Origin of the sequence: Superficieibacter sp. 1612_C1, from assembly GCF_015234305.1 — a bacterium.
Classification (GTDB): Bacteria; Pseudomonadota; Gammaproteobacteria; order Enterobacterales; family Enterobacteriaceae; genus Superficieibacter.
Genome location: NZ_JADGMI010000001.1, coordinates 1009514 through 1030432 on the forward strand (window position 1 = coordinate 1009514; position 20919 = coordinate 1030432).

Annotated in this window: 21 protein-coding genes and 2 tRNA genes; 13 read left to right on the forward strand and 10 right to left on the reverse strand. The window is 52.9% G+C overall.

Going from position 1 to position 20919, the window contains the following annotated elements; all coding sequences use genetic code 11:
- Window positions 1–66: 66 nt before the first annotated feature.
- Window positions 67–987, forward strand: coding sequence for a kdo(2)-lipid IV(A) palmitoleoyltransferase (gene lpxP / locus INT84_RS04815; protein ID WP_194205839.1), 921 nt, complete (start codon window positions 67–69; stop codon window positions 985–987).
- Between the two features lie 38 nt (window positions 988–1025).
- Here the strand turns inward: lpxP and iraP are convergent, their stop codons facing one another.
- Complete coding sequence (gene iraP / locus INT84_RS04820; RefSeq protein WP_194205840.1) at window positions 1026–1364, reverse strand: anti-adapter protein IraP; 339 nt, start codon at window positions 1362–1364, stop codon at window positions 1026–1028.
- A 434-nt stretch (window positions 1365–1798) separates the two neighbouring features.
- Between iraP and sufA the strand changes: the two genes are divergently transcribed.
- From sufA to INT84_RS04855, 7 genes are all read left to right on the forward strand, one after another.
- Entirely contained in the window at window positions 1799–2176 is a 378-nt protein-coding gene (gene sufA, locus INT84_RS04825; protein WP_176916952.1) for a Fe-S cluster assembly scaffold SufA, read from the forward strand.
- A gap of 2 nt (window positions 2177–2178) precedes the next feature.
- The gene (gene sufB, locus INT84_RS04830) at window positions 2179–3663 is read left to right on the forward strand and encodes a Fe-S cluster assembly protein SufB (RefSeq protein ID WP_194205841.1); all 1485 of its coding nucleotides are present in this window, start codon (window positions 2179–2181) and stop codon (window positions 3661–3663) included.
- A gap of 18 nt (window positions 3664–3681) precedes the next feature.
- Window positions 3682–4428 carry a Fe-S cluster assembly ATPase SufC gene (gene sufC, locus INT84_RS04835; RefSeq protein WP_194205842.1) on the forward strand — a complete coding sequence of 249 codons (747 nt, stop codon included), beginning with the start codon at window positions 3682–3684 and terminating at the stop codon, window positions 4426–4428.
- Window positions 4403–5677 carry a Fe-S cluster assembly protein SufD gene (gene sufD / locus INT84_RS04840; protein WP_194205843.1) on the forward strand — a complete coding sequence of 425 codons (1275 nt, stop codon included), beginning with the start codon at window positions 4403–4405 and terminating at the stop codon, window positions 5675–5677. The genes sufC and sufD overlap by 26 nt, the downstream gene beginning before the upstream one ends.
- Window positions 5674–6894 carry a cysteine desulfurase SufS gene (sufS, locus tag INT84_RS04845; RefSeq protein WP_194205844.1) on the forward strand — a complete coding sequence of 407 codons (1221 nt, stop codon included), beginning with the start codon at window positions 5674–5676 and terminating at the stop codon, window positions 6892–6894. Before sufD ends, sufS begins: the two co-directional genes overlap by 4 nt.
- 12 nt (window positions 6895–6906) lie before the next feature.
- Window positions 6907–7323, forward strand: coding sequence for a cysteine desulfuration protein SufE (gene sufE, locus INT84_RS04850; protein ID WP_176916947.1), 417 nt, complete (start codon window positions 6907–6909; stop codon window positions 7321–7323).
- A gap of 97 nt (window positions 7324–7420) precedes the next feature.
- On the forward strand, window positions 7421–8449 hold the full coding sequence (locus INT84_RS04855) for a L,D-transpeptidase family protein (protein WP_194205845.1): 1029 nt from the start codon (window positions 7421–7423) through the stop codon (window positions 8447–8449).
- A gap of 65 nt (window positions 8450–8514) precedes the next feature.
- On the opposite strand, the gene INT84_RS04860 is transcribed toward INT84_RS04855, so the two are convergent.
- Window positions 8515–8751, reverse strand: coding sequence for a major outer membrane lipoprotein (locus INT84_RS04860; RefSeq protein WP_049840772.1), 237 nt, complete (start codon window positions 8749–8751; stop codon window positions 8515–8517).
- 310 nt (window positions 8752–9061) lie between these two features.
- Window positions 9062–10474: a pyruvate kinase PykF gene (gene pykF, locus INT84_RS04865; protein ID WP_176920865.1), complete on the reverse strand. Its 1413-nt coding sequence runs from the start codon at window positions 10472–10474 to the stop codon at window positions 9062–9064.
- A gap of 462 nt (window positions 10475–10936) precedes the next feature.
- On the opposite strand from pykF, the gene fumD reads away from it, so the two are divergent.
- The gene (gene fumD, locus INT84_RS04870; protein WP_194205846.1) at window positions 10937–11149 is read left to right on the forward strand and encodes a fumarate hydratase FumD; all 213 of its coding nucleotides are present in this window, start codon (window positions 10937–10939) and stop codon (window positions 11147–11149) included.
- 102 nt (window positions 11150–11251) lie between these two features.
- Here fumD and INT84_RS04875 read toward each other — a convergent pair.
- The 3 genes from INT84_RS04875 to mdtK all read right to left on the reverse strand — a co-directional run bounded on the left by INT84_RS04875 (window position 11252) and on the right by mdtK (window position 12939).
- Window positions 11252–11328: transfer RNA gene (locus INT84_RS04875), tRNA-Val, on the reverse strand.
- Window positions 11329–11337: 9 nt separating this feature from the next.
- Window positions 11338–11414: transfer RNA gene (locus INT84_RS04880), tRNA-Val, on the reverse strand.
- Between the two features lie 151 nt (window positions 11415–11565).
- Window positions 11566–12939 (reverse strand): MdtK family multidrug efflux MATE transporter, encoded by a 1374-nt coding sequence (gene mdtK, locus INT84_RS04885; protein WP_194205847.1) that lies wholly within the window; start codon window positions 12937–12939, stop codon window positions 11566–11568.
- Window positions 12940–13170: 231 nt separating this feature from the next.
- Here mdtK and INT84_RS04890 point away from each other — a divergent pair, with 231 nt between their 5' ends.
- The gene (locus INT84_RS04890; protein ID WP_176920862.1) at window positions 13171–13809 is read left to right on the forward strand and encodes a riboflavin synthase subunit alpha; all 639 of its coding nucleotides are present in this window, start codon (window positions 13171–13173) and stop codon (window positions 13807–13809) included.
- 35 nt (window positions 13810–13844) lie between these two features.
- Here INT84_RS04890 and cfa read toward each other — a convergent pair whose 3' ends face one another.
- The gene (gene cfa / locus INT84_RS04895; protein WP_194205848.1) at window positions 13845–14993 is read right to left on the reverse strand and encodes a cyclopropane fatty acyl phospholipid synthase; all 1149 of its coding nucleotides are present in this window, start codon (window positions 14991–14993) and stop codon (window positions 13845–13847) included.
- Window positions 14994–15284: 291 nt separating this feature from the next.
- Window positions 15285–16481 carry a purine nucleoside transporter PunC gene (gene punC / locus INT84_RS04900; RefSeq protein ID WP_194205849.1) on the reverse strand — a complete coding sequence of 399 codons (1197 nt, stop codon included), beginning with the start codon at window positions 16479–16481 and terminating at the stop codon, window positions 15285–15287.
- A gap of 111 nt (window positions 16482–16592) precedes the next feature.
- Between punC and punR the strand changes: the two genes are divergently transcribed.
- Entirely contained in the window at window positions 16593–17522 is a 930-nt protein-coding gene (gene punR, locus INT84_RS04905; protein ID WP_194205850.1) for a DNA-binding transcriptional activator PunR, read from the forward strand.
- Between the two features lies 1 nt (window position 17523).
- Here the strand turns inward: punR and purR are convergent, their stop codons facing one another.
- Window positions 17524–18549 (reverse strand): HTH-type transcriptional repressor PurR, encoded by a 1026-nt coding sequence (gene purR, locus INT84_RS04910; RefSeq protein ID WP_194205851.1) that lies wholly within the window; start codon window positions 18547–18549, stop codon window positions 17524–17526.
- Between the two features lie 298 nt (window positions 18550–18847).
- On the opposite strand from purR, the gene INT84_RS04915 reads away from it, so the two are divergent.
- The gene (locus tag INT84_RS04915) at window positions 18848–18937 is read left to right on the forward strand and encodes a YnhF family membrane protein (RefSeq protein ID WP_176920857.1); all 90 of its coding nucleotides are present in this window, start codon (window positions 18848–18850) and stop codon (window positions 18935–18937) included.
- Window positions 18938–19103: 166 nt separating this feature from the next.
- The gene (locus INT84_RS04920) at window positions 19104–20270 is read left to right on the forward strand and encodes an MFS transporter (protein WP_194205852.1); all 1167 of its coding nucleotides are present in this window, start codon (window positions 19104–19106) and stop codon (window positions 20268–20270) included.
- 38 nt (window positions 20271–20308) lie between these two features.
- Here the strand turns inward: INT84_RS04920 and sodB are convergent, their stop codons facing one another.
- Complete coding sequence (gene sodB / locus INT84_RS04925; RefSeq protein ID WP_194205853.1) at window positions 20309–20890, reverse strand: superoxide dismutase [Fe]; 582 nt, start codon at window positions 20888–20890, stop codon at window positions 20309–20311.
- Window positions 20891–20919 lie beyond the last annotated feature (29 nt).

Here is a 20919-nt window from a genome sequence, read left to right on the forward strand (position 1 = left end):
GTAATGACTAATGAATACTTTCGTTTCTCCTTTAAGCGCTACACTACTTCCGCTTAAGGAAAAAATATGGCTCGTCCAACGTTCGAACTCGCATTTCTGCACCCGCGTCACTGGCTGACCTGGTTTGGTTTAGGCATCCTCTGGCTGCTGGTGCAACTCCCTTATCCTTTTTTATTCTGGTTTGGCTCCGCGCTGGGCCGTACGTCGCAACGTTTTCTCCAGCGGCGGGCAACTATTGCCAACCGCAATATTGAACTTTGCTTTCCGGGCATGGATGCGCAACAGCGCAAGATGATGATTGAGAAAAATTTTGCCTCTCTGGGAATGGCCCTGCTTGAAACCGGGATGGCCTGGTTCTGGTCGGATCGTCGGGTGCGCAAATGGTTTGATGTCGAAGGTTACCATTATCTGCTGGAAGCGCAGCGCAAGCAGAAGGGCGTCATGGTGGTTGGTGTACACTTTATGTCGCTTGAACTGGGCGGTCGCGTGATGGGGCTTTGCCAGCCCATGATGGCTACCTATCGTCCGCATAACAGCCCGGTCATGGAATGGGTGCAAACGCGTGGCCGTCTGCGCTCTAATAAATCGATGATCGACAGACATAATCTGAAGGGACTGGTCAACACATTGAAAGGCGGTGAGGCCGTCTGGTTCGCGCCGGATCAGGATTACGGTCCGAAGGGCAGCACTTTTGCGCCATTCTTTTCAGTTGAGAATGCGGCAACCACCAACGGAACTTACGTGATTTCACGGCTTTCGGGGGCAGAAATGCTGACTATCTCGATGGTGCGTAAAGATAACGCTCGCGGTTATGCCCTGCATATCGGACAGATGATGGAAGACTTCCCGCGTGCAAACGAGTACGAGGCGGCGAGCTACATCAATAAAATGATTGAGCACGAAATTTTACGCGCGCCTGAACAGTATTTATGGATCCATCGCCGCTTCAAAACCCGTCCGACGGGTGAAGCTTCACTGTATGTCTGATTCATACTAGCCTTCATCGGGGCGGCGGCCCCGATGGACTATTGCTTATTCTCATCCCCGGACGTGACGGCTTTCATTGCCTCAACGTCGAGTTCAGCGCCCACCCTGGTCAGCAGCTGTGCCATTGACAGAATATCATTAAATTCATTAAGCAAAATTTCGGCATCCGATCTCAGCGGATTGTCGGCCATTTCGACCGCAGCATTGATGGCTTTCTTAACGGCTTCTACCATTTCCATCACGCCACCTTCTTTCCCGGCCGCGAGTAAAAACGCGCTGAGCAGAAGAGACTGAGCTTCGATTCGCGCGGTAAGCTGTTTCGTTTCCGCGTCCATTCTTGATATCTTGGCAATCATGCCTAAAATAATATTGGTCATCTTTTTCTCCCTGTTAGCATCGGCGCTAACGGCAAACATAGTCCCGGCCATGTGGCGAGTCATTAAAGGCACAATAGCTATAATGAAATGCGACGAGCCAGTGTTACATTTTCTCAGCTCTCCCGCACGTAGATTAAAACGAAATTATTACTACAAATCGCATAATTGCCTTTTTTGATTTCAAAAATAGGTATTGCCTATACATCTTTTCCATTGTCCGCTTGCAGCCACATCTGTCTTAGTAAAACCGATAAAAATCAGTCAGATAATTCCTTCCATTTCCCCGTTATAAGGTTATCTCCACGGTCTATGCTTAGTAGATGTGCAGTGAAAAGCCCATTATACACAATACCCATACTGCAAGTGGGTTGAAGTGATAATCATTATCACTAACATAGTGTTAACTTTTCAGTCTCTTAACGTGAGGTGGACCGATGGATGTGCATGCAGGGACTTTTGATCCCAATGAGTTTGCCTGGCATGGCCTGACGATGACCCCGGCTGCTGCCGCGCATATTCGCCAGCTGGTCAGCAAACAGCCTGGAGTACAGGGTTTGCGGCTGGGCGTGAAGCAGACCGGCTGCGCGGGGTTCGGTTACGTGCTGGATACGGTGAATGAGCCACAAAAAGACGATCTTCTCTTTGAAGTCGATGGCGCACGTCTGTGGGTTCCCTTACAGGCGATGCCGTTTATTGATGGCACCGAAGTCGATTATGTCCGTGAAGGCTTAAACCAAATCTTTAAATTTCATAACCCAAAAGCCCAGCACGAATGTGGCTGTGGTGAAAGTTTTGGGGTGCAGGCGGAATAATTATGTCGCGTAATACTGAAGCAACTGACGATGTCAAAATGTGGTCCGGCCCGCTCAATTATAAAGAAGGGTTTTTTACCCAACTCCAGACGGACGAGCTGGCCCACGGTATCAGCGAGGATGTCGTTCGCGCGATATCCGCGAAACGCAACGAGCCGGAGTGGATGCTGGAATTCCGGCTGAGTGCTTACCGCGCCTGGCTTGAGATGGAGGAGCCACACTGGCTTAAGGCCCATTACGATAAGCTGAATTATCAGGACTACAGCTATTACTCCGCGCCGTCCTGCGGCAACTGTGACGATACCTGTGCGTCCCAGCCTGGCGCGGTGCAGCAAACCGGTCCGGCGTCTTTCCTGACGGACGAAGTTGAAGCGGCGTTTAATCAGCTTGGCGTACCGGTACGTGAAGGCCGTGAAGTGGCGGTGGACGCCATTTTTGACTCGGTCTCCGTCGCCACCACCTACCGCGAAAAACTGGCCGAGCAGGGCATTATTTTTTGCTCATTTGGCGAGGCGATCCACGATCATGCTGAGCTGGTGAAAAAATATCTGGGGACCGTTGTCCCGAGTAATGATAACTTTTTCGCCGCGTTGAATGCGGCAGTGGCATCGGACGGCACATTTATCTACGTGCCGAAAGGGGTGACCTGTCCGATGGAGCTTTCGACCTATTTTCGTATCAACGCGGAAAAAACCGGCCAGTTCGAGCGGACTATTCTGGTCGCTGACGAAGGTAGCTATGTGAGCTATATCGAGGGCTGCTCGGCTCCGGTACGTGACAGCTATCAGCTTCATGCGGCGGTGGTCGAAGTGATCATCCATAAAGATGCCGAAGTGAAATACTCCACGGTGCAAAACTGGTTCCCTGGCGATAACCATACCGGCGGGATCCTGAACTTCGTGACCAAACGCGCGCTGTGTGAAGGTGAGAACAGCAAAATGTCCTGGACCCAGTCCGAGACGGGGTCGGCAATCACCTGGAAATACCCAAGCTGCATTTTGCGCGGTGATAACTCCATCGGCGAGTTCTTCTCCGTCGCCCTGACCAGCGGTCATCAGCAGGCCGACACCGGTACCAAAATGATCCATATTGGTAAAAACACCAAATCGACCATTATCTCCAAAGGGATTTCTGCCGGACATAGCCAGAACAGCTATCGCGGGTTGGTTAAGATCATGCCGACTGCCACCAATGCGCGCAATTTTACCCAGTGTGACTCCATGCTGATTGGCCCGGACAGCGGGGCGCATACCTTCCCGTATGTCGAGTGCCGTAATAACAGCGCTCAGCTTGAGCACGAAGCAACCACTTCGCGTATTGGCGAGGATCAGCTTTTTTACTGTCTGCAACGTGGGATCAGTGAGGATGACGCTATCTCGATGATCGTCAACGGGTTCTGTAAGGACGTCTTCTCTGAACTGCCGCTGGAATTTGCCGTTGAAGCGCAAAAACTGCTGGCTATCAGCCTCGAACACAGCGTCGGTTAAGTATCTAAGGGAACAACCATGTTAAGCATTAAAGATTTACAGGTATCGGTAGAAGACAAAGAAATCCTGCGTGGACTGAACCTTGAGGTTCGTCCGGGAGAAGTACACGCCATCATGGGACCCAATGGTTCCGGGAAAAGTACGCTCTCGGCGACGCTGGCCGGGCGTGAAGATTATGAAGTCACCGGTGGCAGCGTTGAATTCAGGGGAAAAGACCTGCTGGAGCTTGCGCCGGAAGATCGTGCGGGCGAGGGCATTTTTATGGCCTTCCAGTATCCGGTAGAGATCCCCGGCGTCAGCAATCAGTTTTTCTTGCAAACGGCGCTGAATGCGGTGCGTACTTACCGTGGCCAGGAGACGCTCGACCGCTTCGATTTTCAGGATCTGATGGAAGAGAAAATTCAGTTGCTGAAGATGCCGGAAGATCTGTTGACCCGTTCGGTGAACGTGGGCTTCTCCGGCGGCGAGAAAAAACGCAATGATATTTTGCAGATGGCGGTACTGGAGCCTGAACTGTGCATTCTTGACGAATCAGATTCAGGGCTGGATATCGATGCGCTGAAAATCGTCTCAGAGGGGGTGAATGCCCTGCGTGACGGCAAGCGAGCCTTTATTATCGTCACTCACTACCAGCGTATCCTGGACTATATCAAGCCGGATTACGTCCACGTCCTGTATCAGGGGCGGATTGTGAAATCGGGTGATTTTACTCTGGTCAAACAACTGGAGGAGCAGGGCTATGGCTGGCTTACCGAACAGCAGTAACGCACTGCAACAGTGGCATCATCTCTTTGAAGCGCAGGGCGTACAGCGCTCGGCGCAGGCCCGGCAGCACCTTCAACAAATGCTGCGCCTCGGCCTGCCAACGCGTAAGCATGAAAACTGGAAATATACGCCGCTGGATGGGCTGCTGGGCAGCACGTTCGTTACGGTCCCTTCCGCTGAAGTGACCGCCGCTCAGCGTGATGCGCTGGCGCTTAAGGTGGATGCCGTACGACTGGTGTTTGTCGACGGGCAATTTAGCGCAGCACTGAGCGACAGCGTGGAAAATAGCGGCTACGACATTCATATTGGTCAGGAAAGCCCCGCTTTACCCGCCGCCATCCAGCCGGAAGTGTTTTTGCATCTGACGGAAAGCCTGGCGGCCAGCGTGACCACCATCCGCGTCGCCCGTAATCAGCGCCCGGCTAAGCCTTTACTGCTGATGCATATCACCCGTGGCGTCTCTGGCGAAGAGATGAATACGGCGCATTATCGCCATCATATTGAGCTGGCGGAAGGCGCTGAGGCGACGCTGATTGAACATTATGTCAGTCTGAATGATGAGCGTCATTTTACCGGCTCAAGGATCACCATGAACGTCGCGGCGAATGCGCAGTTACATCATATGAAACTGGCGTTTGAGGCTCCGGTCAGCTATCACTTTGCGCACAATGACATTGTCCTTGGTCAGGATGCGGCAGCCTTCAGCCACAGCTTCTTGCTGGGCAGTGCGGTACTACGCCACAACACCAGCAGTCAGCTGAATGGCGAAAATACCACGCTACGTCTGAACAGCCTGGCTATGCCGGTGAAATCAGAAGTCTTCGACAGCCGAACCTGGCTTGAGCACAACAAGGGATACTGTAATAGTCGCCAGTTGCATAAAACTATCGTCAATGACAAAGGCCGCGCGGTGTTTAATGGCCTGATTAACGTGGCGCAACATGCGATTAAAACTGACGGTCAGATGACCAACAATAACTTGCTGTTGGGGCGGCTGTCGGAAGTGGATACTAAACCACAACTGGAAATCTATGCCGATGACGTCAAGTGTAGCCACGGCGCAACGATTGGACGTATCGACAACGAACAACTGTTTTATCTGCGCTCGCGCGGTATTGATGAACAGGCCGCGCAGCAGATGATTATCTATGCCTTTGCCGCTGAACTGACGGAAGCCATCAGCGATGAAGCGCTAAAACAACAGGTGCTGGCCCGCATCGGCCAGCGTCTTCCCGGGGGCAAAGCATGACATTTTCCGTTCAGCGGGTGCGGGAAGATTTCCCGGTCCTGACGCGTGAAGTTAACGGTCAGACGCTGGCGTATCTGGACAGCGCGGCCAGCGCCCAAAAACCCAGCCAGGTCATTGACGCTGAAAGCGAATTCTACCGCCACGGCTACGCGGCGGTGCATCGTGGCATTCACACACTCAGCGCGGAAGCCACGCAGCGTATGGAGCAGGTACGGCTCAAGGCGGCGACCTTCCTCAATGCTCGCTCGCCGGAGGAGCTGGTATTTGTCCGCGGCACGACCGAGGGCATCAACCTCGTTGCGAATAGCTGGGGCGAAAGCCAGATCCAGCCGGGCGATAACATCATCATCACGGAGATGGAGCATCACGCAAATATCGTTCCATGGCAGATGCTCTGTGCGCGTAAAAATGCAGAATTGCGGGTCATCCCGCTCACGGCTGAGGGCACGCTTGCGCTGGACGCACTTCCGGGCCTGCTCGACGCCAGAACCCGTTTAGTGGCCGTGACGCACGTCTCTAACGTCCTGGGGACCGAAAATCCGGTAGCGGATATTATCCGCATTGCGCATCAGCACGGGGCAAAGGTGCTGGTCGATGGCGCACAGGCGGTGATGCATCACACGGTTGACGTTCAGGCGCTGGACTGCGATTTTTACCTCTTCTCGGCGCATAAGCTTTATGGGCCGACCGGTATCGGCGTGCTGTATGTGAAAGAAGCGATCCTCCAGGATATGCCACCCTGGGAAGGCGGTGGCTCCATGATCGCCACCGTCAGCCTGACTCAGGGGACGACCTTCGCCAAAGCGCCGTGGCGTTTTGAAGCGGGTACGCCCAATACGGGCGGAATCATCGCTCTCGGCGCGGCGCTGGATTATGTCAGCGAGTTGGGGCTTGAGAATATTCATGATTACGAGCAGGCACTGATGCAATACGCGCTTAGTGAGCTCGCTACCGTGCCCGAGCTGACGTTGTATGGCCCGCAACAACGGCTGGGGGTGATTGCCTTTAATCTGGGGCAGCATCACGCTTACGACGTCGGCAGCTTCCTGGATAACTACGGCATTGCCGTTCGCACCGGGCACCACTGCGCGATGCCGCTGATGGCGCATTATCAGGTGCCGGCGATGTGCCGGGCGTCGTTAGCCATGTACAACACCCATGAAGAAGTGGATCGGCTGGTGGCAGGATTAAAACGCATTCATCAGCTACTGGGATAGCAGGGAGATTTTATGGCTGCATTACCGGACAGAGAAAAGTTGCTGAAAAATTTCCAGCGCTGTGACAACTGGGAAGAGAAGTATCTGTATATTATTGAGCTGGGTCAGCGTCTGGCACCCCTTAGCGACGATGCCCATAGCCCGGAAAATAGTATTCAGGGCTGCCAAAGCCAGGTCTGGATTGTTATTGGGCGCAATGAAGAGGGGATTATTGAGCTTCAGGGCGATAGCGACGCGACCATTGTCAAAGGGCTTATCGCCGTAGTGTTTATTCTCTACGATCGGATGACGGCGCAGGATATCGTCGCGTTTGATGTTCGCCCCTGGTTTGAAAAAATGGCTCTTACGCAGCACCTTACCCCGTCCCGCTCACAGGGACTGGAAGCAATGATCCGCGCCATTCGCGCTAAAGCCGCAAATCTCAGCTAAACTCAAAAAACAGCTTTCATTCTGTTACGCGAGGCGTTTATACGCCTCGCTGGTTTTCAGCTTTCTGGCGTTCAGCCAGTGATTAAGGAATTCCAGTATGAAACGCGCGTCTCTTATTACTCTAAGTCTTATCGGCTCGCTCAGCGCCTTTCAAAGCGTTTGGGCGGTGGATTATCAGTTGCCTGCGCCTGGCAGCCGGATTATTGGGCAAAACCAGATCTATAAGGTGCCGACCGATGGCAAAAATCTGGAGTCGATTGCCCAGCGTTTTGATACCGGTATATTGCTGTTGCTGGAGGCCAATAATACGGTCGACCCTTTTTTACCGATGCCGGGCAGCGAGCTGACCATTCCTTCGCAGATGTTGCTGCCTGACGCGCCGCGAGAAGGCATTGTCATTAACCTGGCTGAGCTGCGGCTGTACTATTATCCGCCAGGCAAAAACATTGTGCAGGTGTTCCCGATTGGCATCGGCCAGCAGGGGCGAGAAACGCCGGTCATGACCACCCGTATTATCCAGAAGATCCCGAATCCGACATGGACGCCTACGGCAAACATCCGCGCCCGTTCGCTGGCGCAGGGGATAAAACTGCCAGCTGTGATCCCTGCCGGGCCAAATAACCCGCTGGGACGTTTTGCACTGCGTCTGGAGCAGGGCGGAGGGGAATACCTCATACATGGCACCAACGCGCGCAACAGCGTAGGCTTACGCGCCAGTTCTGGCTGTATGCGAATGCGTGCCGCAGATATCCAGACCCTCTTCTCGCAGGCAGCGTGGGGAACACGGGTACAAATCGTCAATGAGCCAATCAAATTCTCGGTCGAACCCGATGGCCGACGTTATGTGGAGGTCCACCAGCCGCTGTCACAAAATGACTGGGAAGATCCTCAGACGGTGCCAATTGCCGTGACTGCAAGCTTTGGTCGTTTTGCCGATGATGCGGGGAGTGACAGTAACGGCATTAACCGCGCCATTACGCGACGCGCTGGTTATCCGGTACAGGTGAATGCAACAATGGCTCAACCGGTGCCTGTAACGCCCGCACAGAGCGTGAGAGTGGCTCCTGCACCCGTTACTCAGGCAGAGGGAACGCTGGTGACGGCGAACAGCCTGGTCGTGCAGTAGGAAGGGGAAAACAGAAGGCAAAAAAATGGCGCACACTGTGCGCCATTTTATTAGACCAGGAACACTTATTTTTTGTAAGTGCGAGTCTGGTTGTCCAGACGCTGGTTAGCACGTGCTGCGTCGTCTTTAGCAGCCTGAACGTCGGAACGGATTGCGTTCACGTCGTTGCTCAGCTGGTCAACTTTAGCGTTCAGAGTCTGAACGTCAGAAGACAGCTGGTCGATTTTAGCGTTGCTGGAGCAACCTGCCAGCAGAGTAGAACCCAGGATTACCGCGCCCAGTACCAGTTTAGTACGATTCATTATTAATACCCTCTAGATTGAGTTAATCTCCATGTAGCGTTACAAGTATTACACAAAGTTTTTTATATTGAGAATATTTTTTTGATGGGAATGCGCTTATTTTTGATCGTTCGCTCAAAGAAGCATCGACTGGCCCCGTTACATCAAAAAAACTGTGTGAAAACAGGAGGCTTCCATCGGATTCATCTTAGATAATGGGCGATTTAAATAGTAAAATACGATTTGCTTTCCTAATGAAATCTTCGTCGGTGCTAATAAAAAAAGCGCCCCGGAGGACGCTTTTTAAACAAATGAACACATCTGTTAATAATTACAGTACGTGCACAGAGGCCGTATTTGTTGTGCCGCTCGGGACCAGTGCACCAGAAACCATCACGACGACGTCGCCTTTCTGCGCCAGGCCGCTCTCTACCGCGACTTCTTTACCCAGACGGTAGAAATCATCAGTAGAGTTGATTTCTTTCACCAGCTGCGCCACAACGCCTTTGCTCAGTACGAGCTGACGTGCGGTCACTTCATTGGTGGTCAGCGCCAGGATGGTGGCATCCGGGAAGTATTTACGTACTGCACGCGCAGATTTACCGCCGTTGGTTGCTACCACGATCAGCGGAGCTTCAAGTTTCTCAGCAGTTTCAACCGCACCACGGCACACGGCTTCGGTGATACGCAGTTTACGGCTATCGTGATTATCATCCAGACGGCTGGTCATCACGCGGTCGGTACGCTGGCAGATAGTAGCCATGATGGTCACTGCTTCCAGCGGGTATTTACCTTTTGCGGATTCGCCTGACAGCATGACGGCGTCGGTACCGTCCAGGATGGCGTTGGCTACGTCGCCAGCTTCAGCGCGGGTCGGACGTGGGTTTTTGATCATGGAGTCGAGCATCTGGGTGGCAGTGATTACCACTTTACGGGCGCGAATACATTTTTCGATCATCATTTTCTGCGCGAAAATAACTTCTTCAACCGGGATTTCAACGCCCAGGTCGCCACGCGCAACCATGATGCCATCAGAAGCTTCAAGGATTTCGTCGAAGTTGTTCAGACCTTCCTGGTTTTCAATTTTGGAAATGATCTGAATGTGTTCGCCGCCGTGGGCTTTCAGGTGCTCACGAATTTCAACCACGTCAGAGCGCTTACGGATGAACGAGGCAGCAACAAAGTCTACGCCCTGTTCGCAACCGAAGATCAGGTCCTGTTTGTCTTTTTCAGCCAGTGCTGGCAGAGCGATAGACACGCCTGGCAGGTTAACGCCTTTGTTCTCGCCCAGGTCACCGTTGTTCAGCACTTTACAGATGACTTTGTTACCTTCAATAGCGGTAACTTCCATGCCGATCAAGCCATCGTCTACCAGAACAGTGTTGCCGACGGACAGGTCAGAGGTGAAACCTTCGTAAGTGACTGCAACGGTGTCAGAGTTACCCACTACGGTTTTATCCGTGGTGAAAGTGAAGGTCTGACCTGCTTTCAGCGAAACGTCATTGCCACCTTCAAGTTTGATGGTACGAATTTCCGGACCTTTGGTGTCCAGCAAGATCGCCGCTTTTTTACCGGTTTTGCTCATCACGTTGCGCAGGTTCTGGATGCGCTGACCATGTTCAGCATAGTCACCGTGGGAGAAGTTAAGACGCATAACGTTCATGCCCGCGTCGAGCATTTTGGTCAGCATCTCTTCAGATTCGGTTTTCGGGCCGATGGTGCAAACAATTTTGGTCTTTTTCATGACAGTCTTAGTCTTTAAGTTGAGAAGAATATGGAGGTAACGCTCCGGAGCGATGTGAGCACGGAGTCAAACCTGTGATACGAAAACTGCGATGCCACGTGATAAGAATAGGTGACATCAAAAAAGCGTGCAGAGGAATGTGCGCTGGTGGTTCAGCCCAGGAGGTTAAATGAAGATATACGCGTTTGAGTAGATAGTTCAAGGCGCTGAAACCATTCAATTAAGAAACGGTGCGCATTATACGATGTTACAAAGTAAAAGGAAAATAAAAACAGCGTTTTAATATGGATTTGGGCATCCTGCCAGAGGTTGTTGGATGAATGTTAGAACGGAGTAATGTACCTGCTTTGCTCCCCGCTCAGCCGTCCTTTTAAAAGCGGCCTGCCGCGCGGGTGTCGTTTGATTTGCATCGATTTTTTGGCAATAATGTAATTGTGTTGTTAAAACTTTCAGGAATATATCATGGGCAACCGGGCAAAAGATGACGAGCTGTATCAGGAAATGTGCCGGGTCGTTGGCAAAGTCGTTCTTGAAATGCGCGATCTGGGTCAGGAGCCTAAGCATATCGTTATTGCCGGCGTGGTAAGAACCGCACTGGCAAATAAAAAAACGGTTCGCTCGGACCTGAACCGGGAAGCGATGGAGCAGGTAGTGAAAGCGCTGGCGAGGTCATAGCTTGTAGTCGCTGGTGCGGCTAGCGGGTATATCGCGAGAGAAAGTCATCGTTATTGACGACGGCTGAAAAAACAAGGGAAGAAAAACCGGAAACATCATGAATGGTGCGTCCGAGTGGACTCGAACCACCGACCCCCACCATGTCAAGGTGGTGCTCTAACCAACTGAGCTACGGACGCACTGAAGGATGGTGCGTTCAATTGGACTCGAACCAACGACCCCCACCATGTCAAGGTGGTGCTCTAACCAACTGAGCTATGAACGCATTGTTGTGCCTGACAACGGGGACGAATATTAGCGGCAGTGTCGGGATGTGGCAAGAGGGAAACGCGATTTTTCTTTCATAATTCACGCGATTGCAGAACTACTGCGCAAAATGTTGAGAAAGTAGCCGCCCGCTGGCGGCTACCCTGAGCTTAGCGTGCGGCGCGTCGCAAAATGACGGCCGAAGGCTGACGTTGCAGAAAACGCATTCTTACCATCATCATCACTGCCGCGGAGGTCAGGCCGATGATAAATCCAAGCCAGAAACCTGCTGGCCCCATCGGTTCAACGACCCAATCGGTTAACGCCAGTACGTATCCGCTCGGCAGACCTAACACCCAGTAGGCGATGAAGGTAATAAAGAAAATCGAGCTGGTGTCTTTATATCCGCGCAGAATGCCGCTGCCAATCACCTGGATAGAATCTGAGATTTGATAGATGGCTGCCAGCAGCATCAGGTGCGCGGCCAGAGTAACCACTTCAGGGTTGTCATTATAAAGCAGGGCGATATGTTCGCGCAGTGAGACCGTGAAAATCGCGGTCAGAACGGCCATACACACGCCGACGCCAAGACCGGTACGTGCCGAGGTCTGCGCTTCAAACGTTGATCCCTGGCCGAGGCGATAGCCCACGCGGATCGTCACCGCCGCGCCCAGCGACAGCGGCAGTACAAACATCAGCGAGCTGAAGTTCAGCGCAATCTGGTGCCCGGCAACATCCACGATCCCCAGCGGAGAAACCAGCAGGGCCACCACCGCAAACAGTGTCACCTCGAAGAAGAGCGCCAGCGCGATGGGTAAGCCCAGCTGCCCGAGACGCAGCATCGTCGCCCATTCTGGTTTGCTAAAACGCATCGTGTTACGTATATCGCGCATTGAACTGGCTTTCTTAATGTATGAAAGCATGCACAACAACATCACCCAGTAGACCGAAGCCGTTGCCACGCCACAGCCAACGCCGCCCAGTTCTGGCATACCGAAATGGCCGTAGATGAAAAGGTAATTCACCGGAATATTGACCAGCAGTCCGCAAAAACCGATAAACATCGCCGGTTTGGTTTTCGCCAGGCCATCGCACTGGTTGCGCGCGACCTGAAAGAACAGATAGCCAGGCGCGCCGAATAGCAGCGCACGCAGATAGCGAACGGCTTTATCTGCCAGCTTAGGATCGATGTTATGCATGGCGTGGATGATGTGGCCGGCATTCCACAGCACCACCATCACCAGTACAGAGACAAAGCCCGCCAGCCAGAAACCCTGACGCACCTGGTGTGCGATGCGATCGCGTCGTCCGGAGCCGTTTAGCTGGGCGATAACGGGGGTGAGGGCCAGCAGCAGGCCATGACCAAACAGAATTGCCGGCAGCCAGATGGAGGTGCCGATAGCCACGGCGGCCATGTCGGTAGCGCTGTAGCCGCCCGCCATTACCGTATCGACGAAACCCATCGCCGTTTGCGCCACCTGCGCAATAATCACCGGAATTGCCAGCGCCAGAAGCTGACGCGCTTCATTGAGATACTTCTGCACGTGAACACCTTTAGTATTGTTGTTATTTGAGAGACTAAAAAAGCCGCCATAAAAGGCAGCAAGAAAGAGTTAACAAGAGGTTATGCTGCTATTGTAACGAGGATTACCCATTAAGCCAGTGAAAAAGTGGATAGCGCACAGACTGGACTGGCAAGCCTATTTTCCACCTGTTATTGTGCCTGACAGAATGGCGGGGAACAGACCGCCTTGATGGCATACAGGAGTTTAAGCATGTTTACTGGTATCGTGCAGGGCACAGCAAAAATTGTGTCCATTGATGAGAAACCCAATTTCCGTACTCACGTCGTGGCATTACCCGACGATATGCTTGACGGGCTGGAAACCGGGGCTTCGGTGGCGCATAACGGGTGCTGCCTGACAGTGACAGAAATCAACGGTAATCATATTAGCTTTGATTTAATGAAAGAAACGCTGCGTATTACTAACCTCGGTGATTTACAGCCAGGTGATGTTGTCAATGTTGAACGTGCGGCAAAATTCAGCGATGAAATTGGCGGGCATTTGATGTCGGGCCATATCATGACCACGGCTGAGGTATCGAAAATCCTTACCTCAGAAAATAATCGCCAGATCTGGTTTAAATTGCAGGACCCGACGCTGATGAAATATATCCTCTATAAAGGATTTATCGGTATCGATGGCATTAGCCTGACGGTGGGAGAGGTGACCGCGACCCGTTTCTGCGTGCATCTGATCCCGGAAACGCTCCAGCGCACTACGCTCGGTCAGAAAAAACTGGGCCAGCGAATTAATATTGAAATCGATCCGCAAACTCAGGCGGTAGTGGATACGGTTGAGCGGGTACTGGCGGCGCGGGAAGCGGCGCTGTTACAGAAAGTGGCTGACTGAGGTTAAACACCCCGGCAAGCCGGGGTGTTTACAGGTTAGCGGGCGACGCGTAAACCATTTTCTACACCGCGCGAGAAAACCACCTGCCAGAGCTGAATATCCCGTGCACGAAACGCACCGGCGCAGGCATTCAGATAATAACTGAACATACGCTTAAAGCGTTCAGAGTAATTATCGGCAATTTCTGGCCATGAGGCTTCGAAACGTTCGTACCAGGCCATCAGCGTTTTGTCATAATCTGCGCCAAAATTGTGCCAGTCTTCCATGATAAAATGGGGTTCGCTGGCAATCGCAATATGTCGCACTGATGGCAGACAGCCGTTGGGGAAAATATATTTGTTTATCCACGGGTCGACGTTATTGTCGGTTTTTTTCGCCCCAATGGTGTGCAACAGAAACAGCCCGTCCGGCTTCAGATTACGATCCACGACGTCAAAATAGGTTTTGTAGTTTTTAGGGCCTACATGTTCAAACATGCCGACGGAGACGATACGGTCAAACTGGTCCCGCAGGTCGCGATAATCCTGAAGCAGGATTGTCACGTCAAGTCCCGCGCAGCGGGCCTGAGCGAGTTTCTGCTGCTCGGCAGAAATGGTCACGCCGGTCACGCTCACGTTGTAGTGTTTTGCCATCCATGAAGCCAGACCACCCCAGCCGCAGCCGATATCCAGCACGCGCATGCCTGGCTCAAGCTGAAGTTTTTCGCAAATAAGCTGTAGCTTCGCCTGCTGAGCGTCGGCCAGATTATCAGCCTCTTTCCAGTAGCCGCAGGAATACTGCATATAAGGGTCAAGCATGCGGGTAAACAGATCGTTACCCAGATCGTAGTGCTCTTTGCCGACAATCCAGGCGCGCTTTTTACTTTGTAAGTTAATCAGGCGTGAGGCGGCGACACGAAACACATCTTTCAAATGGTGCGGTAACTGGTTATCCAGTCCGGCGCGCAGAACCCGGGTAAAAAATATATCCAGCCGGTCACATTCCCACCAGCCATCCATATAACTTTCGCCTAAACCAAGCGAACCCTCCTGAAGCACGCGTTTAAAGAAATGCGGGTTTTTAACCCGTAAATCACAGGGAGCGGTACCGTTAATAGCAATACCTGCGCGGCTTAATAACTCATTGGTAATACGATACCAGTCGTCGTTCGGTATGCTAACGTCTTCTATACACGATGAACTCATAGCTTCTCCATCACGCGTATGTGATCAGAACCTTAAAACAGCGTAGATGCTATTTTGGTTTGTGAGAAATCTTACGGGAAATCCGTAAGCCTGCTATCCGACGTAGAAACAGAGGAAGGGAGAGGACCCTTGCCGAAATGCCGTCCATGGTAGAAACGGGTGAAATCCATCACCCGCTAAATAATACGCTTTTTATCATAATAATATGGCAACGAAAACGAGTATAGGACGCTAAACTCGCTGATTCAACACAAAAATGTTAGCACCCTAACTAAATGGCTATTTATGAGGCTACGCCCGACAGGTTTCTGCCGCCATTTTGTGCTGAGCAGCACGGCTCGCCACCAGTTGCATCCAGTAACCTGCACCCGCCAGTAGCACTGTGAACAACATCACGCTGGTGGTGGTGAGAAGCGGTGTTTCCACCAGCCAGGAGACCACCAGGCTTGCCAGAAAGCACAACCCAAGCTGGAGGGTGTTCTGTAACGCGGCAGCCCGACCGGTCGCCTGAGGGAAAGGACGCAGGGCCTGCGCCACCACAATCGGGTAAATCGCGCCGTTCGCAATCGCCATCACACAGAAAGGGATTAACAGCGCCGTCAGCGAGCCGCCATCTAACAGGCCCGTCACCCAGGTTGTCACCACGCTGAAGGCGTATAGTCCCAGTAGCCATGGCAGTAACTGTTGTCCCTGCCATTTTTGCAGCGCCGCGCGACAGCCGTAGCCCCCTGCGAGGAATGCAATGGTCTGCGGGACATAGCTCAGGCCAATCGCCGCCGGACCGTAGCCCATTTCACTGAGGATAAAAGGTGATCCGGTGAGCCAGGCAAAGAAACTGGCCGAGCAGGCGGCATACATTAGCACATTGCCGAGATATAACCGTGAGCGCAGCAGCGTGGTAAAGGTCAGTTTCTCTCCGCTATTCGGTTTTCTATGCGCAACGGATCTCAGACGCAGCGCTGGCAGCATCAGGAGCAGAGTGATGGCAAATAAAGTGGCGAAAATAGCCTGCCAGTCAAAATGTGTCAGGATCCAGCTGCCGAGCAACGGTGCCAGGGCGGGGGAGAGTCCGACCAGCGGCATAATGGTGGCGAAAATCCGGTTAACGCGCTGGGCCGGATAATAGTCAGTCACCATCGCCTGCCAGGTCACGGCGGCAGCACAAACGCCCGTCGCCTGAACAAAACGCAATACCAGCAGCATCGTGGCACTTTGCACCCACAGCATCCCCAGGCAGCCAACGGCAAAAATGGCCAGCCCGATGAGCAAAATGGGACGCCGTCCGAAGCGATCCGACAGCGGTCCCCAGACGAGCTGGGCCAGAGCGAAACCGGCCAGAAATAAACTCAGGCTGGCGCTGACCGCGGCGGCCGGGGAGTGAAGATCGTGCTGAATTGCCGCAAACGCGGGTAAATACATATCAGTGGCCAGAAATCCCAGCACGCTTAGTCCGGCGAGCCAGACCAGAAAACCTTTTCCAGGCTGCATATACATTCTCTTTTTAGAAGCAGGTGACAGGCGCAAGAGTGTAGGCAGTGCATTCAGCGTTGTGAAACGCTAATATTTGCGTAATGACATCAAAAAATTTGCAGGCAGAAAATGTGGTCAGAATATTCTCTCGAAGTGATTGATGCGGTTGCCCGCAACGGCAGCTTTAGCGCGGCGGCGCAGGAGCTGCATCGTGTCCCGTCAGCGATCAGTTACACCGTGCGTCAGATGGAAGAGTGGCTGGGTGTGCCGCTGTTTGAGCGGCGGCATCGCGATGTGGAGTTAACCCCGGCGGGCAATTGGTTTTTAAAAGAAGGACGCACTGTTATCAAAAAAATGCTGATCACCCGTCAGCAGTGTCAGCAAATCGCGAATGGCTGGCGCAGTCAGCTCCCCATTGCCGTTGATAACATCGTCAGGCCCGAGCGTACCCGGCAAATGATTGTCGATTTCTATCGCCATTTTCCTGACGTCGAGCTGATTGTTTTTCAGGAAGTCTTTAACGGCGTGTGGGATGCGCTGGCCGATGGACGGGTTGAACTGGCCATCGGCGCAACCCAGGCTATCCCGGTCGGGGGGCGCTACGCGTTTCGGGATATGGGGATGCTGAGCTGGAATTGCGTTGTCGCCTGCGATCATCCCCTGGCAAAACAGCCGGGGCCGTTAAGCGATGATGAATTACGCAACTGGCCTTCACTGGTTCGCGAGGATACCTCACGTTCGTTGCCAAAACGCACGACGTGGCTGCTGGACAATCAAAAGCGGGTCGTGGTGCCGGATTGGGAGTCATCGGCGACCTGCATCTCGGCGGGTCTGTGTGCGGCGATGGTGCCTTCACATTTTGCCCGGCCATGGACCGATTCAGGCGACTGGACAGCGCTGGTCCTTGAGAACCCGTTTCCTGATGCGGCCTGCTGCTTAACCTGGCAGCAGAGCGATATCTCACCTGCACTGGGATGGCTGCTGGAGTATTTGGGGGATAGCGATACGCTGAATAGAGAGTGGCTGCGGGACCCGGAAGAAACGGCTCCCGCAGATTAACTTAACGGCGGTAGTCGACGAACGGACCGTCGGCTACCGAGCGGCGTTCAATCAGGCGAGGGTGTACCTCAATGGATTTTGATTCAACGCGCTTATTCACAATGCGATCCAGCAGCGTATTAAACGCGGCTTCGCCGAGGGAATCTTTCGGCTGGTGGATAGTGGTCAGCGCTGGCGTAAAGAAACGCGCATTGCGCACGTTATCGTAGCCAATCACTGAAATATCCTGCGGCACGCGCAGGCCCATCTCATCGGCTGCACATAACGCCCCCATCGCCATGATATCGCCCCCGCAGAAGACGGCGGTCGGGCGCTGGGACTGATTAAGGATCTGTTGCATCGCCTGATAGCCGGATTCCGGTTCGAAATCACCCTGCACGATCCACTGCTCGGGAATAGCGACCTGAATTTCTTCCATCGCTTTCATAAAACCGGCCAGTCGCCCGGCCCCGGTATTACGCTCCAGCGGGCCTGGAATAATACCGATATCACGATGGCCGCGTTCAATCAGATAACGCCCGGCCATATAGCCACCTTTAAAGGCATTATCAATCACCGAGTCGGTAAAGTCCGCTTTCGATTCGCCCCAGTCCATCACCACCATCGGAATGTGACGATACTCTTCGAGCATGCTTAATAGCGATTCTGGATATTCAGAACACATGACCAGCAGGCCATCGACGCGTTTTTGCGCCATCATCGACAAATAGGCGCGCTGCTTTTCAATATCGTTCCACGCGTTGCCGAGGATCAGGGTATAGCCTTTCTGGAAGCAGCTTTTTTCAACCGCTTCGATAATTTCGGCAAAATAGGCCGCTTCGCTGCTGGTCGCCAGCAGGCCAATCGACTTGGTATGATTAACCTTCAGGCTACGAGCAACCGCGCTTGGAGAATAGTGAAGTTCTTTTATTGCCGCCCACACTGCATTACGCGTATCTTCAGCAACAAAACGGGTTTTGTTGATAACGTGTGACACAGTTGTAGTGGAAACGTTTGCGCGTTTCGCGACATCTTTAATTGTTGCCATTACATCTTACTCCGGACCCTGGCCTGAACGCCTGCAAATGGGAGGGTAAACGTTTGCCTTCACACACCCCTGGCGCAATTTTGTGAGCATTGCTTTAGGTCAGGAAAACGACACAGAACGTCAGGTGGGGGTCAATGGCTGGTACGCTTATAATTAAGCGTGGAATTTTGGCCGATCCTGATGAAAAGGGAAAGAGAAAAAATGTATATCAATCTAAATCCTGCAAGATTTTCGTCCTTAAGTATGTAAAAATGAACAGGCTCACTTTTCACAGGGTCATAACAAGGAGTAAAAATTGATGAGTGTCGATCTTAAGTTTTCTCTGGTAACGACCATTATTGTGCTGGGTTTGATCGTCGCCAGCGCGTTGGTTGCCGTACTGCATTGATTTATCCGAGGGAGAGTCTTCTCCCTCACGCCCCTTCTGTCGATTTTGCACTTATCAGCAAAACTCTTTTGCATTTTGCCTTACTTTTGTTTTTTTGTGATTAATGTCATGCTTTTGACTTCTTTGCGTCGTGTCGTGGTGATGTCGGCCAAAACGGAGTCTGTTCATGAAAGTTAATTTTCCCCTGCTGGCGCTGGCTATCGGTGCGTTTGGGATCGGCACCACTGAGTTTTCTCCGATGGGGTTATTGCCCACGATTGCCAAAGGGGTGGATGTTTCTATTCCAACTGCCGGTATGCTCATCAGCGCCTATGCGATAGGGGTGATGGTGGGTGCGCCGATCATGACGCTTCTGCTCTCCCATCGCGCCCGGCGTAACGCGCTGATTTTTCTGATGGCGATTTTTACCCTCGGCAATGTGCTTTCTGCCATCGCGCCAGATTACACCACCCTGATGCTTTCCCGTATTGTCACCAGCCTTAACCACGGGGCGTTTTTTGGTCTGGGGTCAGTGGTTGCCGCAAGCGTGGTGCCAAAACATAAACAGGCCAGCGCCGTCGCGACCATGTTTATGGGACTCACCATTGCCAACATCGGCGGCGTTCCGGCGGCGACCTGGCTGGGTGAAGCGATTGGCTGGCGGATGTCCTTTTTTGCAACTGCGGGTCTGGGGGTTATTGCCATGCTGAGCCTGTGGTTCTCGCTACCGAAGGGCAGTGCAGGAGAGCGACCCAACGTGCGGCAGGAACTGACGGTGCTGATGCGCCCGCAGGTCCTTAGCGCGCTGCTGACGACCGTGCTGGGGGCAGGGGCGATGTTTACCCTCTACACCTATATCGCTCCGGTTCTGCACAGCCTGTCTGCCGCGACGCCGCTCTTTGTCACCGCGATGCTGGTACTGGTTGGGATTGGGTTCTCCATCGGCAATTATCTTGGCGGTAAGTTTGCCGATCGGTCAGTGAATGCCACGTTGAAAGGTTTTCTGCTGCTGTTAATCGCGATCATGCTGGCGATCCCGCTGCTGGCGCGCAATGAGTTTGGCACGGCGTTCAGTATGCTGGTATGGGGTGCCGCGACATTTGCCGTGGTTCCACCGCTGCAAATGCGCGTCATGCGCGTGGCCAGCGAAGCGCCGGGCTTATCATCGTCGGTGAATATAGGGGCGTTTAATCTCGGCAATGCTTTGGGAGCGATGGCTGGTGGAGCGGTGATCTCCGGCGGGCTGGGCTATAGCTTTGTTCCGGTAATGGGAGCGATCATTGCGGGTCTGGCACTGCTGGTGGTGTTCTTTTCAGCCCGCCAGCCCACGCGTGAGGTCTGCGCCAGCCGTTAAGCGATAGCGCAGAAGGCAAACGCCTTCTGCGCATTGACTCAGGCTGCCAGGTTTTGTGCCACAAACGGCCAGTTAACCAGCGCCCAGAAATGCTCCAGATAACCCGGACGGGCATTACGGTAGTCAATATAGTAAGCGTGTTCCCAGACATCCACGGTCAGCAACGGTGTGTCACTGGTGGTCAGCGGCGTGCCGGCGTTAGACGTTGACACAATCGCCAGACTGCCGTCCGCTTTTTTGACCAGCCACGTCCAGCCAGAACCAAAGTTCTTGATTGCCGCATCGGTAAACTGCTTTTTAAATGCCTCGACGCTGCCAAAGCTATGGCTGAGCGCATCTGCCAGTTCACCCGCAGGTTCACCACCGGCAGCGGGGGCCAGGCAGTTCCAGTAAAACGTATGGTTCCACACCTGAGCCGCATTATTAAACATGCCGCCTTCAGAGCCGCGAACGATCTCTTCCAGCGATTTATTTTCCCAGTCCGTATCTTTGATGAGCGCGTTGAGATTGGTGACGTAGGTCTGATGATGTTTGCCGTGATGATAAGCGAGGGTTTCCGCGGAAATATGCGGTTCCAGCGCGTCTTGTGCATATGGTAATGCAGGTAATTCGAACGACATTGCGATACTCCTTTTTTATTTTGATAACT